Here is a 14727-nt window from a genome sequence, read left to right on the forward strand (position 1 = left end):
AAGAGAAAAACAGAAATGAGGGCTTGTCCCGTATTACCAGTGCACCCTCCCACATTCAATAAACCGTTTTCGCTTCATTTGCCAAGGCAAAACGCGGCATATCACATTATCTGGAGGCGCGGGACTGATCGATAGACGCGGGGTTTGAACTTTGCTCAAGGCGCTGCTCAATTGGCTGGCCAGTCAACAATTAGCATGGAACAAAGGAGATAGTAGACTAATGACTCCTGCCCCTCTGTCAGAGGCAGGATTTAAACATCAATCCCTTAATTTGGAAGCGTTCTCCACGCTTGCCGGGCTCCCACAGCTCATGACGCTTTAGGCAGGCTTGACCAAGGCAGCATACGTCTCAAAACACTGTCGCGGCGTACCAGGTGATGGAAGAGCGCAGCTAACACATGCAGGCTCACCACGACCCAGGCAACCCACTTCCCAAGGAAATGATGAACAGTATCTATCGGAGCCTCAAACGCTTCATAGCTTAAACTGAATGTGACACTGAACCAGGCGAATAGCTTGGTTTCATTGAAGCCTGTCATGCTGAACAGTCCGAAGTCAGTAGGTGCCCCCGTGCCCAAGTAGCCCGTTAGCGGCATCGCAATCATCAGACCATAGAGTCCCCCGTGTGCAACGTGCGCGAGTATGTGTTCCAACGCCGAACCGGGCGGGTTATCCGGCTGCATGTCCAGCAATCGCCATAGCAACCTGGGCAACACTAGAAAACCGACTAGCAGGCCAAGCACCCAATGAATATTGAGCACTGGCAAAGACTCCGGCGAGGTGTCATCCATGAACCAGATAACGTAATAGACGACGATGTAAGCCGCGATAAATGAAGCCGCGCTCGTCCAGTGAAAAAATTTGGCAAGGCCACCAAAACAGGTCGCGCTATTGCGCCATTGCATAGTAGGTATTCCTGAAAAGTGAGGTGGCAGCGGTTAGCTATTAAGCAGACCGCTTAGTAGCCGTTCCAAGCCTTCAAGTGCTTGGGCCAAACGTGCCTCAATGTCGCCATCAGGTTCTGCGATCCAGAACGATGCTTCGGTGACAGCGCCATAGATCATTCGGGCTGTCACGGTTGTGTGCAGCGGTGCCACGACACCTTCGGCAATCAGTCCGTCGAGCGCGGCTTGCAGTGCGGCAATGCCCAATGACTGAGCGGCTTGCGGAACATCACCGAAGATGGCTCGTGCATCCTGCAAGATAATCCGGCGGATTTCCGGCTCCAGTGCCAGTTCAAGATAGGCGCGACAACGTCGACGGAATGCTTCCCACGGAGAAGGTGCCGCATCCGAAATTGCCTGAAGGCGTTCGCCCACTTCGGTCTCGATCTGCTCGATGACTGCGAGTAGCAATCCTTCCTTATTGCCAAAATGGTGATAGATCGCCCCCCTCGTCAGACTGACTTCGGCGGTGAAATCATCCATTGAAGTATGAGCGAAGCCCTGGCTGGCAAATGCCTGCCGGGCGGCTGCTACCAGCTTGGCGCGAGTTTGCTCAATCATTCCGGCGCGCGTACGGCGTTGTTGCTGCATAAAAACATCCTTTTTAGCTCACATACGCCGCGTACGCTAATTGACATACCTCTCGAATGTCAATACGATTTGATTTTGCATGCGTAGCGTATGTGAATTCTCTTTGATGCGTTGCAAGTGCATCCTGAAGGTACGAGTCGGTCAAATTATGGATACCCCACAGCACACCGTCGGCTTCAAGGCAGCAGCCTCTCTGGCCTTGATCACAATACTTGGGCCCTCGGCCATCGATATGTACTTGGCGGCCATGCCCCAGATGACCAAGGACCTGAATACTGACTACGCCACCATGCAGCTGACGTTGACGGTGTTTTTATTGGCAATGGGCGCGGGACAGCTCGTGTTCGGGCCGGTTATCGACGCGCTAGGCCGCCGACGCCCTTTGCTGGCGGGCCTGGCGGCGTTCATCCTGGCTTCGTTATGGGCATCCTTAAGCGAGTCGATGGGCGCCATGCTGCTCGCTCGATTCTTTCAGGGGCTGTCTGTTGCGCTGGTGCTCGTTATCGCCATGAGCTCGGTGCGCGACCTCTCCAGCGGCATTCGTGCCACGCAGCTCTTCGCTCTGCTCGTGACCATACAGGGTGCCGCCCCGATACTCGCACCGGCATTCGGCGGCATCATCAATGTGCACTTCGGATGGCGAGCCGTGATGCTGGCGCTGGCCATTGTCGGTGTGTTGGCTTTGTTAAACTCCAGTGTTTGCCTACCGGAAACCTTAGCCAGAGAAAAGCGCACGCCGTTCAGGCCTGCCAGTGTGTTCGGCACCTATCGGCGTCTTGTTGCGGATAAGCGATTTATCCTTCCTGCTCTGGCCCTTTCATCCGTGTTTTTCTTTTTGTTTGGCTACGTCGGTGGTGCATCTTTTGTTTACCAAAGTGGCTACGCCTTGCGTTCAGACATCTTCGGCTTTGTATTCGGCGGCACGGGCGTGGCTATGATGTTGGGTGCAATGACCGGTAGCCGTTTGGCCAGCAGATGCTCGGCGAGCCTGATGGCACTGCTTGGAGTTGCCATGATGAGCGGCGGTTCAGCGCTGGCACTGCTCGCCGTGTACGTAGGTGCAGATCTTTATGGCATCGTCCCAGCGCTATTCATCGCTGTTTTCGGTTTTGGGATCGCCGAACCATCACTCATGTCCATTGCGATGGCCTCACAAGAACGAGCTTTAGGTGCCACTGCCGCTTTATTAGGTGCCAGCACGCACATTCTAGGTTCGCTTGCTACACCGTTGGCCGGCTCTCTCGCACAGATCGGCGCGCATGCATGGTTGGCTTTGCTGCTTGCGGCTGCGTTGGTGAGCCTTGCTCTTGTTTTCATTAGTGTCCGTAGCGTGAGCGAAAAAGTCATACCCGTACAGTGACGATGTGCGCTCATTTGCAGGGTGACCTGTTGTCGGCATTTACAAGAGCGAATGTTTAGCAGTTCTTTTGTATAGCAAACTCGCCCTTTATAAAGGCTGCTGTAGTTTACAGTCGGCGCGAGGGCGCTGAACGACAGGAATAATCGTATACGTCTGTATTTTTTTGTGATTTTTAGTCGCTCTTAATACTGGGTTAATCGAGGTGCATTAAATTATAGCTCATCCAAGCAGACGGATTAGCTCTGCAAACCTGCCCCGAGAGGAATGTATTAATGAAAACGCCGACGCTGGTTTTGGCTTCGTTTCTTAGTCTGTGTTGCTGCGCCGCTTTTGCTCAAGACGGCGCTGATATGTTGCAAAAACGCCAAGAAGCTAGAGCGCTTGAGCGTCAGCAAGCACGTGAGAAACTTGCGGAGCCTGAAGACAAAAAGCACAACGAGAAATCGGCTGTCACCTCATCAATCAAACATAAATATGTGTCAAAATCTGAAGAAAAGCCAATCCATTGAAAAATGTTTTCCACTGCCTAAGCCAACGCACTGACGTTGATGAGGGCTCGAATATTTAAAGTGATTGAAGATAACGCTCAGCCTGTTTTTTTGGGGCGGATGATATGAACATAGCTGTATCAATCATCTGCCTGTTGAGAAATAAACGTTCAGTCAGACAGGCAATCTGCAACATCAGGCATAGTTATTTTTCGTGAACGCAGACCGTAGCGGCTCCGATGCGTTCTATGTGTAATTCTTTCCTCCATTAGGGTCCACCAATGCACGTTCTGCTTTGTGAAGATGACGAGCTTATTGCCAGTGGCATCGTCGCTGGTTTGCATGCTCAAGGCCTTAACCTTGACCGTGTTGGCTCAGCCTCTGCGGCTCATGCGATCTTAGATGCGGCGCAGTTTGACGTGATGATTCTTGATCTGGGGTTGCCCGATGAAGACGGTATCAGCCTTTTGAGATCCTTAAGAAGTCGAGGGCATAACATCCCGGTGTTGATTTTGACCGCACGTGATGACGTGGATGATCGGGTCAAGGGGCTCCACGCTGGAGCTGATGACTACATGGTAAAGCCATTCGACCTTAGGGAACTCTTTGCTCGATTACATACGTTGGTTCGTCGCGTTGCAGGACGAACGGTAAACCACATCGAACATGGCATTCTCACTTACGACCCCAGTGCGCGGGAAACCTGGCTATCTGGCACTGCCATAGACCTTTCGCGTCGTGAACAAGCAGTGCTTTTGGCCCTCCTGAACAATCCAGGGCGTGTTCTCTCGCTTGAGCAACTAAAAGATAGCGTGTACGGGTTCACTGATGAGGTCGAGAGCAATGCACTTAATGTCCATATTTTTCATCTAAGGCGCAAATTGGGAGGGCAAATCATCGAGACGGTTAGAGGCTCAGGGTATCGACTAGGCGTTGCTTCTTCACTCCAGAGTTGCTGTTCGTGAGCCTGCGTTTACGCTTAAGTCTGATACTGGGTGTTGCTTTTGTCGCGGTCTGGACACTCGCTGCGACCTGGATGTTCCAAGATGTACGTAGCCAAATGATGTACTCACTGGATCAGCGACTTGTGGCATCAGCACGAATGGTTGCGGGTTTGGTCGCCCAGTTGCCTCAACCTTTGTCCAGCAAAGATCACGGGGCTCATTTCAGCGCCGATCAGTTGGGCATCCCCGATGGCATGGCGTGTGAGGTCAGTTCGTTGCGCGGGGAAATTTTGGCAAGTAACCGCAGCAATACTGGCACTGTCATCGCCAGTCCCAGCGGTGGTTTTTATGACCAAGTGATTGATGGAGAGCATTGGAGAAGTTTCACGCTTGTGCAGGACGACGTTCGCATCACGACGGCTGACCGCGAGCAAGAGCGTGAGCAACTGAATCACTCTGTCCTGCTATCAGCGTCAATGCCAGTATTGGTAGCGCTTTTGTCCTGCGTCGCAACGCTTTGGTTGGGAATAGGTAAGGGCCTGGCGCCACTCAATCGTATGCGCGACGAATTGAGAAAGCGCAACATCGACTCCCTTGAACCACTGCACCTTCAGATGCTTCCTTGTGAGTTAAAGCCTTTGCTGGAAACTCAAAATCACTTGTTGATGCGTATCAGCCGGGCAATCGAGCGTGAACGCCGCCTGACGGGTGATGCAGCACATGAATTACGTAGTCCATTGACGGCCATTAAGACCCATTTGCAGGTTGCGCAAATGACTTCAGGGGACGCGCAGTGCTTGGCGTTGAGCCGAGCCGAGCAAGGTACTGATCGTCTGCATAGCACGCTTGAGCAATTGCTTCTGTTGGCCAGGGTTGAAGGCAGTCTGTCATTTGATGATGGAAGTCAATGCGGTGTCGAACAGGTCGTTTCGTTAGCTGTTCAGGATGCAACGTCCAGCACAGAGCGGATAGTTCAGACCTTTCAGTTTGTAAGACCCTTGGCGTGCCTGGATATGCCGGCCGTACTTGCCGTGGCTGCGCTTCGCAACCTACTTGATAATGCGCTGCGCCACAGCCCAGCAAATACGCAGGTGGTCGTTAGTGTGACCGACGATAGCGGGTTCGCGTTGGTGACGGTTAAGAACGTGAGCGTTGAGATGTCACAAGATAATATTCATCTCCTGACCGAGCGATTTTGGCGCGGTAGCTCAAGTACTGGCTGCGGTCTTGGCCTCGCCATCGTGCAAGCTATAGTCGAGAGATGCGGGTGCACAATAAAATTCACAACCACCAGTCAGTATTTCGAGGTGGCGCTAGGCATGCCTTTGGTGCCCGCCAAAGGGGAAAGTTACGAAAAGACCTATAAATGCAGCACGCCTGATATCAAACATCCTGTCTCGATATCAAACGGTACCACCCACAACCGCAGCCCCTCCGAAAACTCAAAAACCGGCAACGCCTCCTGAAACGAAGCACGTTTCGGGTAAATCAGCACCAGATCCCCCTGCCCGTTCAAATACTTCTGCCCATACGCAAACAACTGATAAAAATCAGTCTGGCTCAGGCCATAATTTTTGCCACCCAGCTCGCTGTCCAGCCGCTTCCATTTGGTGTCCAGAACCCAGCTCTTCTCCCCCTGAGTAATCATCAGATCGGGCCGTAGCTGAAAGACCTTCTTGCCCTGATGAGTGCACAAGTACTCACCGCTACGCTGCGTATATAGCGTAGCGTCTGGCGGCAGTGAATCTCTAAGGCAAGCAGCCACGTAGCGCTCGAACAGCTTCTCCATCGGGAACAGTAAGCTCATGCCCTGCCATTCGCCTGCAACCGCCAGCGGTGTTTGCTGTTGGATGATGAGTTCGCACCACGGTTTTACAGGCTGGTAATGGGCCATGAGCCGGTCGTGACGCCACTGCTTGAAATCTTGAGTGGTGTCTCGGCTGTTTGGGATCTCTAGCAACAGTGAGCGCAGTTCGAGGGAAAGACGCCAGTTACTGGGGTCTTGAGTGGTTTTACAAACGGTATCTAACGCTGTTTTGAGAAGGCGGTTCTCGGCCCGATCGGGCAGGAATACGTCGTGACGAATTTGAAAGTGGTGCTGTCGGCCAGGAGGTTGGCGCATTTGGCGGGCAGTATTGAGCTGGCCACGCAGATAACGCTGCTCCTCTTCGACACGTTGGTAGTCGAAGCGAAGGCCGCGCTTGATGAGGTGGTCGAGCGCTTCCAGAAAGCTGCTCATTACCCATTCGGTCAACGGCGCATCGAAACGCTGTAATGCGGTTGCGCCGACCTTACGTGTAGGTAGGTCTAGTGACTTCTGAATCATGCGCCTGAGCAGCGCACGGCTTTGCTGGATGCAGTCGCCTTGTTCAAAATGCTTAGGCAGGATTTCGATACGCGTACCGCAGGGTGTCTCCAGCGCGCCAACGTAATTATCGAGCTTAAGCCAGCGGCGGCCTTCAACTTGAACCAGTGCCGCACCCGCTTTGCTAAAGCGAGAACTGATTTCACAGAGCCAGTCGAAAGCTGAAGGCGATACCTGGGCTACGTCGAGCGTCGGGCTAAGAACATTGCTGGTTGTCAGCCGAGCATATTCCCGGACCGTTACGGTGGTTTTCACCTTTGCTGTTCGCTAAGGAACTTGATGATCTTACGCCCGAGGCTCCGCGTGTTCAGCTTGATGCCCGACGCTGATGTAATAGATAGGCCATGTTTGCTGGCAATCTCTCGCAAATGTGGCTTGGCAGGTTTGACCTGCTGACCTCCACGATAGACCTCAATACTGCCATTAGCGGCTTGTCGTATGTCTACGCCTTCCGTTCTGACGCTCTTCGCTTCCAGCGGCGCACTGACGCTCAGGTTGTGATCGATTACACCCAGATATGACTCGATATTCTTGAATGCAGGCAGATTCAATTCCCAACGTTCGTTGTTCTGCCCCAAAGTGACAGCATCTCCAAACAGCACGCTGAGGTCTTGGCTCGGCTGGATCAAGAACCTATTTTCTGGAGCTTTGCGTTGGTCGTTGAGGACCCACTGGATACGCTGCCAATCTTCGAAGAAATACTCCTGAAGTAGCGGCAGGATTTGCTCTTGAAAAATGCCTGCCAGCCGCTCCAATGTCGGATCGCTCTCAAGAGGCATGAAGTACGCGTGCCCCAGGCAATGATCTTGATCAAGCAGGACGGCTATGCGCTGGTTCATCACACTGAGCAATTCATCAATGGCGATGCCATCAACCTCTATATCTTCAAGCAACTCCGGGTTAGGAGGCACCTCAATGAACGTGAAGCGACGACGCAGGGCAATATCAAGTGCGGCCAATGATCGGTCAGATGTGTTCATGGTGCCGATCAAGTGAATGTTGCTGGGGATGCTGAAGCGCTCTTTCGAGTAAGGCAGCGTAACTTCGAGAGCCTCTGATGCGCCCGCACGCTTGGAAGGTTCAATGAGGGTGATCAGCTCGCCGAAGATGCGCGAGACGTTGCCTCGGTTGATCTCATCAATGATCAGCACTTTGGCATCGCTATGCTGAATAGGGGCAGGCTCAAATAAGCCCTCCTCGCTTTTACCCAGCATGTGTTCGACCATCGACGGCAGAAAGTTCTTGTAGCCATTCACCAAGAACGGATCAAGGATGGAACCCGGCACTTTCTTGTCCCAGCGACCATTGCCCAGTTCTTCGATAGTGAAGGTGCCTGCGTCCACATAAGAAGCGAGCGTATTTAGCAAACTCATACCTATGGGAAGGTGCTTACCTTGAGGCTTCTCTATCTCAACGACGTCAGGTGTGGCGCGGGTCACTTTGTAGCCTGTGCCGTAGCGATCACCGACTTTGAATGCTCGGTATTTTCCGCTCAGTTCACTCGCAATTGACTCGCAGAGGCTTTTGAAAACGCCTGAGACCACTTCGTAACGGATCTGGCCTTGCTCATCAGTCGTAGCGCGAAGCCCTTCAACAAAGTCTTCGTAGCTGAAGCTATGATGAAAGGTCACAAAGCGCACATCACCTGCTGCAAGCAGCTCGTCAAATCGAGCTTTCAGCGTTGATCGGTTATCAAGGTTTCTAGCAAGAAAAGGCTGGTCAAGTATCTGCAATGTCGCTTCGACTGTGGCGTAGGTTTTCCCCGTACCGGGCGGACCGAAGAAAATCTGATTGAGCGAAGGCATTGCCGAACGTCCCTGTAGGAAAAGTCCGACAACAGTATCTAGATTGCCAGCATGGGTAAAGCGAAGCCTCGGTGATGTTGTGTTTATGTAGCAGCCCTGAGAATGCGACGCAGAGCGTCGCGAACTGCATTCCTACGCGGAGCGTTGGAACGATATGGGTTGCTGAGCCCGATACCTCGCCTGAAGATCGGAAACCCCTGACAGCCTCTCCCTCCCCGCTCCGATATCGACACGTTGCCAGGGCCAGTATCGTATGCGCCGGTGCCTAAGAAACACCCAACGTAGATGCAGTGAGTTCACGCATAGCTTCAGATTCCAATCGTTCTAATTGAACGGGGAATCTCGGCTTTGCTGATCCGCTCAGTTGGGTTTTCTTACGCCCGCTCTACGTTGGTCTTTAACGTCATTTCAGCTCATACGTAGAGGTCAGCATGTTAAGCAATTTATTTCGGGCAAGTGCCCGTCAGCGGCGCGAGGTGCGTATCGGTTTAATCCCAACCCCCTTCCACCGCCACAACCGCCAACTCCTCGCCCTCCTCCTCGAAAACCAACCCTGGTTCAGCGCCCGCGATCTGGGTCGCATGATCGGCTGGCCTTTGAACGAGCGGACGCTGCGCAAGCTGGACGCTGACCAGCACCGGATGATCACGCTCGACCTGCACGGCGAAGCACAGTCAGAGCTGATCGTCAGTGAGTCGGGGGCGTACGCGATGATGGTGCATCACTATCACGCGGAGAATCGTGGGTTACGACAGTGGCTTACCCATGAGGTGGTGCCTGCGTTGCGGGATGGGCAGGTGCCGTTCGATGACCGCACGCCGAACCTGAGCATGCTGCAGTGGCCGGGGTTGTCGGTGAGTCTGTTGCACTGGCACAGCGAGCCGTGGATACGGTTGCGGGATATGCCGATGCTGTTGGCGCATCCGCAGATGCAGGTTGAGGGGCGTCCGCGCAGTTTAGGCAGGCCTTGGTGGCGGGCGGTGTTGCCTGCTTCTCGGTTGGGTTGAATGCGGCGTGATGGCCGTGCCGTGTGGGTGACGGCCATTGTGTCTCGTCGGATCAGTCTTTCAGGCGGCGTCGGTAGTCGTTGATCATTTCTTGGGTGACATCGTCCTTGTAGCAGATGGGCGCGTAGCCGCCTTTGCGGCTGTACGCACTGCGCTTGCCACATTGACTACCATTGCGGGCAGAGTTGTAGGGGCATGGGCAGTTGCCGGGGTAGCTGTCGATGGATTCCTGGATGATGGCTTTGACGATTGAGGCGTCTGTTACCTGGTTTTCTCTAGCCTGCACGGTGAAGGCGCAGAGCAATGCGAGTATGGCGAAGAGGCCTGTCCCTGTCTTTTTCATGGCTATTCCTTAGCGAGTACAGACGAGCGTCTGTTGCAAGGTTTTACCATGATGGTATTGAGCCATCAATTTTTTGTTTGCAGACGTCCGTCAAGGCCATCTACCAAGTCAATTTGTACGAAACTGGCATTGGCTTGAGGTGGGCAAGAAGAAAGCTCGCAACGCTTCACCATGATGAAATTTATAGTTTTTCTCCAGCGCTATGCTTGGTGAACCTGCATCCCTTGATGCATGTAAAAAAACTAAAAACAGTAGAGCATTTAATCCAGTTGCCGAATCTGTTGCAGCGATGGCGACACATCGGCAGCATCATCTTTAAAAATCAGGAAATCACATCTATACGCCCACAGCTGAAACTGATCATATCCCCGAGGCTTATGTCTCCAGGCAAAGGATCATCCAACTCAACAATGAATGTACCCGCAACCACTAAAGATTTTTCTAGATTAGTCACCTCAGCCAAAAACTCATGTGCCAAACTATCTCTAAGACATCGTATGTATGGTTGAGAGTCCGACCTCATCTTGGCTATGTTTTTTATTGATACGGCGAGTAGAGGTTCAAGCAGCACATCTCCAGCACTTCTATAACATGGATGAGAAAAAGCTGCGCAATGCATTTTACCGTCACTAATTATCAGCATTGCCTCTTTAGCATCTTTAGAGATCCACTCACACTGCTTGACTATCATTTAGAAGTCTCCGCACCTCAGTATTTATACCTTCCAGGTCTGACTCAGTAACCTCATGAGAGGTATAGATTAAAAGAATGCCATTCTCAAATTCACTAGCAATCTCAACGCCACCTCTTAAACGCTCGATTATTTGACTTGGAGTCAAATTAAACTCTAAGCGACACAGTGCATCATCAAAATAGTTGACTGAGTTTATTCGATAAATCCCATCTCTACCATTCACGTCCTTACCCGTGGCCTCGCATGCATCAAGAACCTTGGGCCAGTCGCGCCTTGTCAAAGCCCAGTTATGCAGGGTGGCACGATAGCAGCCGAATGCTTTAACGTATGAAGGAAATAGTCTTTTCACGACACCCGAGAAATCAACTCTCTCCGATGAGAACTCTATGAAAAGCGTATCGTCGTACTGAGCGTTATTTTCTAGATAGCCTTCATGTCTATATTGATAACTCAACCGACCTCTGATGCCTGGCGGAAGGGAACTATCAAGAATCACGGACAGAACAAGCTCGGAGCCTATATCAGGCAACTTACCCAACTCCTTCAAATCCCAGCCGTTACCTAATGTAGAGATTTCTTTAATGAACCGCATATGGCGAGTTTCGATAGAATCGCCGTGATAGGCTCTATGACGAAATTCTAGCTTATGCATGGCCATTGCTGAGCAACCCTCGTTTTAACACTCTATTCAACCAAGGCATTTAGCGCCTTCCCAGCTTTCAACCGAAGCGGTCAAGTAGTTCCTTTTGAAGACTCTTATTTTTCAGGTATAAAGATTTCTGCATGACAAGCAACCTCTTCGATTTCGCAGGCTTCAGAAAGCAAAGCCAGACCGTTATCAAAAGTTTGGAAATAAATGCTCTCTACTTCATTAGCGCTGTCAAAAAAAATCGACATGTTTACCTGATTACTTATATACCTTCTGATGCCCGTATACTCCTCTATAAACTCAAGATTTAGAAGCTCAGCTAAATATCCTCCCGTACTTTCAGGAAGTCGCTCACCGCTATCAAACTCCCACCCATCATCACCTAAAACCTTGGATGCCCCAAGAGGGATTATGAAAGCAGCTTGGTAATTTCTCTTCATAAGGCCGCGCCCAAATTTTTATCGAAAGCTTGAAGCCCTGACTTAGATTTTTTCATCTAAGGATGCCCAGAGCACTCTCCTTATGTAAGCTTTGGCTTCCTGCTCGGTTTCGAAATTTAACACTTCATATTCATCATTCGCAAGCAGGCCCCGCCAAGATATATCCTGATCATCGAAGCAGTCAGCCAGCTCTCGCATCATCTCGTGTTTTTTGCTGCTGGAATTCAGGCTATTAATATATATGTTTATGGCAACATTTTCTGGCAGATTGAAGTCGGAGCAGAAAACTGTTTTTAGCATGTGTCGGATATTTTTATGTTTCACAGATATTTGACATCCTAAAATAGCAGAGCCTAAGCACCCAAGTCACCCCTCAAAACACATCACCAATTAAAATAAAACCTGCCTGCAATCTTACATACGCACTGAACCATCTAATAAAAACCCTTAAAGCAAGTCACTTACCCAATTTACAATCACGCCTATCGAACTTCATATCTACTTCCATCTCTGTCTTGAACCCAAAGATCAAGCCAACCTCCAATAGCTTTACCGATGCCCTCCCAGACAATTTAAATGGCAACCTCTCAAGCAGGGACACAATACTTTCGTAAACCAACCCATACTCTCCAGCATCGTGCAGCCACTCAGACAACTGTTCAACCTGATCACTATAGGAAAGCGATTCGCTCGAAGTATAAAAAGCAATTTCCGGCTGGCTTTTAATTTCGTTAAGCAGTAACACGAGATTATTCTCGATGAGCCTGTAATCAAATTTCATGGTTTAGGACACCTTAAAAAACCCAATAAACCTCGTGACTCAACACCTATCCGCTCTAACTCCGGCACATCAATCTGTGGGAGCACAGATTAAAAATAGATACTAAGCCACACAGAACATCATCAAAATAATTGATCCTATCTAATCGTTTTACATTGCATTAAAAATCGTACACTTCAAGGTCAGAAAGTTGAGATAGGAAAACAAGATGCTCTACTGACCTTACTTTCTTCAAATTATCTAGCGCATCACTCCCACCCAGCATAATAGCAGGAACAAAACCGTACATCTCATCGCGACTCAAAGTACCCAGCTTCTTCTTCGCAGGCTGAAACAGATCATCAAAATCGTTGTACTCCACTTCCGCCGACAATAAAAAATTTTGAAACCGTTTATCCATTTGATCTTTGGGCAGACTGGATACAAAGGTCGTGCAGCGGGAAACAATGCTAGTTATTTTAAGCGACGCTCCTGTCTCTTCTCCCCAAAAATAAAGTTCGCCAAACGCGCTTCGAGCGATCAAATGATAAGTGTCTTGATTTTCAAACTCGGTGCCTTGAATCCATGATGCTGTCACACCCTCATATTCCTGCGGGTTCACCATCCAGAAAATCCCCTCGCCGTAGCCGCACCAGCCGTGCTCGCTCCAGTAATGCAACAGCAGGTCAGGTAATTTCCCCTTATAGCGCTCGATACTAGATTTTGGCACTTCTTGTCGACCAACAGGTCCGCCGAATGTTTTTAGAAAAACTGAAAATACTTCGTCCATTGCCTTCCACCCTAACACTTATGAAGTTCGACATTAAGATACGTTTTACTGCGAAGATGCATAGGTATCGCTTCTACAGCCTCTTTCAAACTTGCAATTCTTGGTTTCCATTGAGGGCCGATGCTAGAATTAACTTGACGATCACCAAAGTCCCGGACTAAATCTTTCCCACCCGCACTAAGATCAGGATTATGGAGACCAGCTAAACTTGCCATAGTCTCTTTGGCTTTTTTCAAGCTCTCAGCCTTGGCAATCACTGGATCCATATATTGCGAATACTCATCTTGAAATCTTGATTGCAACTTGGCTTGAAAGTTTTTACGTGCGATTTTTGCAACTGTCCGGTTACGCTTAACTGGGTTGGCAATGTTTTCCAGATACTCATCCACGGTCAAACGATTCAGCCCGTTCTCCTGCCCTTTTAACTGCCGTTTGAACTCAACGATTTTTGATGCCGGCAATTTACCAGCTTCAAAGCAATCAACTTTAAAGAACGGCATGGTATTCGGCTTTGCGCCAGAAGGCTCTCTATCTTTTTCAGCTGGCCGGTGTGGCGACTGCGGCGGCTCCTGCGTATCAAGCGCCCCCCTACGCGGCTCCGGCCTCTGCAAATCAGGTCGCTTCTTCAGGTCATCTTCATGCTCAAGCATCCACTGGCCCAGTCGCTCGCCTTTGGCGCTGGCCCGCATTTCATTTGCCAAAACACGAGCGTTACCGCGGCCGCGTGTGATGTACTGAACCATCGCGCCCAATAGCAGAATCACTACTTCAACGTGCCCTTGTGCGATTTCCTGAACCGCGCTGTTCTGTGCGACCGGGTCGTCTCCCATGAAGGAGCTCCACCCTTGTTCGCGGGGGCCTTGCCATGCTGTGCTGATACCGCGAGTGTAGTAATGAATGATGCGCGGAAAGCCATCGATGACGGATTCAGCGATGGACTCCAGACCAAGAATCCCCAGTATGAAAGTACTGGCCTGCGCCCCTAATGTAGCGCCCATTAAACCACCGGGAGCAGCACCCACCCCGAAAAAAAGCGCGCCCGCGCTTGCACCGGCTACCCCTCCGACAAAAGCACTGCCCACGACGATCATGGCCATCTGGGCGACTACATCGATCAAGTCCTTGATGATGCTGGAGATGTCGAGGTCAACGAAACGTTGTCCCAGTATGCGACAAGCCTCCGATTCGGCGCGGTCGAACGCGGACCTGACACAATTGAAGCGGCGAATGATCAGCGCGGGCGACGGGACGGGTTCATTTCGATGCGTGCGAAAATGGCCACCTCTGTAGGGCGCGATATCACGGTCAAGCTTTCGCCGTATGTCATCCCATGAGGGCAGCATGTGAAAAAAGAACATTCAGTGTCTCCCTGACAACTCTTGATACAGCTCTGCCTGAGCAACTTAACAGAAGAAGTGTAAAAAAATCCGAGGGGTACATGAAGCCCGCAAAAATTCGGAAAATTCGTACAACCGCTTTGGCGGCTCAAAAGCAGCCGTTGACTGACTCCGGTTTCCCGCGTGTGGTGCAGGTGTGAAGCTGAACTT

General features: G+C 50.8%; 17 protein-coding genes. 5 read left to right on the plus strand and 12 right to left on the minus strand.

What is annotated here, in order from left to right; genetic code table 11:
• Positions 1–308 precede the first annotated feature (308 nt).
• Entirely contained in the window at positions 309–905 is a 597-nt protein-coding gene (locus PI739_RS11725) for a cytochrome b (protein ID WP_003434345.1), read from the minus strand.
• A gap of 33 nt (positions 906–938) precedes the next feature.
• Positions 939–1535, minus strand: a complete 597-nt coding sequence (locus PI739_RS11730; RefSeq protein ID WP_003434343.1) for a TetR/AcrR family transcriptional regulator — start codon at positions 1533–1535, stop codon at positions 939–941.
• A gap of 148 nt (positions 1536–1683) precedes the next feature.
• Here PI739_RS11730 and PI739_RS11735 point away from each other — a divergent pair, with 148 nt between their 5' ends.
• The 4 genes from PI739_RS11735 (at position 1684) to PI739_RS11750 (ending at position 5793) form a co-directional block, all read left to right on the plus strand.
• A complete protein-coding gene (locus PI739_RS11735) occupies positions 1684–2895 on the plus strand; it encodes a multidrug effflux MFS transporter (protein WP_003434341.1) in 1212 nt (403 codons plus the stop codon).
• A gap of 272 nt (positions 2896–3167) precedes the next feature.
• Positions 3168–3404 (plus strand): hypothetical protein, encoded by a 237-nt coding sequence (locus PI739_RS11740; protein WP_003434339.1) that lies wholly within the window; start codon positions 3168–3170, stop codon positions 3402–3404.
• Positions 3405–3664: 260 nt separating this feature from the next.
• On the plus strand, positions 3665–4348 hold the full coding sequence (locus tag PI739_RS11745) for a response regulator (RefSeq protein WP_271351840.1): 684 nt from the start codon (positions 3665–3667) through the stop codon (positions 4346–4348).
• On the plus strand, positions 4345–5793 hold the full coding sequence (locus PI739_RS11750; RefSeq protein WP_074809315.1) for an ATP-binding protein: 1449 nt from the start codon (positions 4345–4347) through the stop codon (positions 5791–5793). The genes PI739_RS11745 and PI739_RS11750 overlap by 4 nt, the downstream gene beginning before the upstream one ends.
• Here PI739_RS11750 and PI739_RS11755 read toward each other — a convergent pair.
• Positions 5688–6947 (minus strand): McrC family protein, encoded by a 1260-nt coding sequence (locus tag PI739_RS11755; protein WP_271351841.1) that lies wholly within the window; start codon positions 6945–6947, stop codon positions 5688–5690. The genes PI739_RS11750 and PI739_RS11755 overlap by 106 nt on opposite strands.
• Positions 6944–8497, minus strand: coding sequence for an McrB family protein (locus tag PI739_RS11760; RefSeq protein ID WP_271351842.1), 1554 nt, complete (start codon positions 8495–8497; stop codon positions 6944–6946). Before PI739_RS11760 ends, PI739_RS11755 begins: the two co-directional genes overlap by 4 nt.
• Before the next feature lie 431 nt (positions 8498–8928).
• Between PI739_RS11760 and PI739_RS11765 the strand changes: the two genes are divergently transcribed.
• A complete protein-coding gene (locus tag PI739_RS11765; RefSeq protein WP_096107539.1) occupies positions 8929–9504 on the plus strand; it encodes a BRO-N domain-containing protein in 576 nt (191 codons plus the stop codon).
• 52 nt (positions 9505–9556) lie between these two features.
• Here PI739_RS11765 and PI739_RS11770 read toward each other — a convergent pair whose 3' ends face one another.
• From PI739_RS11770 to PI739_RS11805, 8 genes are all read right to left on the minus strand, one after another.
• A complete protein-coding gene (locus PI739_RS11770) occupies positions 9557–9847 on the minus strand; it encodes a hypothetical protein (RefSeq protein WP_058416728.1) in 291 nt (96 codons plus the stop codon).
• A gap of 322 nt (positions 9848–10169) precedes the next feature.
• Entirely contained in the window at positions 10170–10538 is a 369-nt protein-coding gene (locus PI739_RS11775) for a hypothetical protein (protein ID WP_222944501.1), read from the minus strand.
• A complete protein-coding gene (locus PI739_RS11780; protein WP_058416727.1) occupies positions 10519–11199 on the minus strand; it encodes a hypothetical protein in 681 nt (226 codons plus the stop codon). The genes PI739_RS11775 and PI739_RS11780 overlap by 20 nt, the downstream gene beginning before the upstream one ends.
• A 98-nt stretch (positions 11200–11297) precedes the next feature.
• Complete coding sequence (locus PI739_RS11785) at positions 11298–11630, minus strand: hypothetical protein (protein ID WP_058416726.1); 333 nt, start codon at positions 11628–11630, stop codon at positions 11298–11300.
• 42 nt (positions 11631–11672) lie between these two features.
• Positions 11673–11954, minus strand: coding sequence for a hypothetical protein (locus PI739_RS11790; protein ID WP_058416725.1), 282 nt, complete (start codon positions 11952–11954; stop codon positions 11673–11675).
• 133 nt (positions 11955–12087) lie between these two features.
• Positions 12088–12411, minus strand: a complete 324-nt coding sequence (locus PI739_RS11795; RefSeq protein WP_058416724.1) for a hypothetical protein — start codon at positions 12409–12411, stop codon at positions 12088–12090.
• Between the two features lie 160 nt (positions 12412–12571).
• Complete coding sequence (locus PI739_RS11800; protein WP_024648680.1) at positions 12572–13180, minus strand: GAD-like domain-containing protein; 609 nt, start codon at positions 13178–13180, stop codon at positions 12572–12574.
• A gap of 11 nt (positions 13181–13191) precedes the next feature.
• Positions 13192–14538: a DUF6861 domain-containing protein gene (locus tag PI739_RS11805; RefSeq protein ID WP_122265813.1), complete on the minus strand. Its 1347-nt coding sequence runs from the start codon at positions 14536–14538 to the stop codon at positions 13192–13194.
• Positions 14539–14727 lie beyond the last annotated feature (189 nt).

It is taken from the genome of Pseudomonas cerasi (assembly GCF_027983475.1).
GTDB lineage: Bacteria > Pseudomonadota > Gammaproteobacteria > Pseudomonadales > Pseudomonadaceae > Aquipseudomonas > Aquipseudomonas cerasi.

What these genes read in the sequence shown, in the direction of transcription:
- PI739_RS11735 (WP_003434341.1), top strand. Translation starts at nt 1,684, where the DNA reads ATGGATACCCCACAGCACACCGTCGGCTTCAAGGCAGCAGCCTCTCTG.
- PI739_RS11780 (WP_058416727.1), bottom strand. Translation starts at nt 11,199, where the DNA reads ATGGCCATGCATAAGCTAGAATTTCGTCATAGAGCCTATCACGGCGAT.
- PI739_RS11725 (WP_003434345.1), bottom strand. Translation starts at nt 905, where the DNA reads ATGCAATGGCGCAATAGCGCGACCTGTTTTGGTGGCCTTGCCAAATTT.
- PI739_RS11730 (WP_003434343.1), bottom strand. Translation starts at nt 1,535, where the DNA reads ATGCAGCAACAACGCCGTACGCGCGCCGGAATGATTGAGCAAACTCGC.
- PI739_RS11740 (WP_003434339.1), top strand. Translation starts at nt 3,168, where the DNA reads ATGAAAACGCCGACGCTGGTTTTGGCTTCGTTTCTTAGTCTGTGTTGC.
- PI739_RS11760 (WP_271351842.1), bottom strand. Translation starts at nt 8,497, where the DNA reads ATGCCTTCGCTCAATCAGATTTTCTTCGGTCCGCCCGGTACGGGGAAA.
- PI739_RS11770 (WP_058416728.1), bottom strand. Translation starts at nt 9,847, where the DNA reads ATGAAAAAGACAGGGACAGGCCTCTTCGCCATACTCGCATTGCTCTGC.
- PI739_RS11785 (WP_058416726.1), bottom strand. Translation starts at nt 11,630, where the DNA reads ATGAAGAGAAATTACCAAGCTGCTTTCATAATCCCTCTTGGGGCATCC.
- PI739_RS11800 (WP_024648680.1), bottom strand. Translation starts at nt 13,180, where the DNA reads ATGGACGAAGTATTTTCAGTTTTTCTAAAAACATTCGGCGGACCTGTT.
- PI739_RS11775 (WP_222944501.1), bottom strand. Translation starts at nt 10,538, where the DNA reads ATGATAGTCAAGCAGTGTGAGTGGATCTCTAAAGATGCTAAAGAGGCA.
- PI739_RS11805 (WP_122265813.1), bottom strand. Translation starts at nt 14,538, where the DNA reads ATGTTCTTTTTTCACATGCTGCCCTCATGGGATGACATACGGCGAAAG.
- PI739_RS11765 (WP_096107539.1), top strand. Translation starts at nt 8,929, where the DNA reads ATGTTAAGCAATTTATTTCGGGCAAGTGCCCGTCAGCGGCGCGAGGTG.
- PI739_RS11795 (WP_058416724.1), bottom strand. Translation starts at nt 12,411, where the DNA reads ATGAAATTTGATTACAGGCTCATCGAGAATAATCTCGTGTTACTGCTT.
- PI739_RS11745 (WP_271351840.1), top strand. Translation starts at nt 3,665, where the DNA reads ATGCACGTTCTGCTTTGTGAAGATGACGAGCTTATTGCCAGTGGCATC.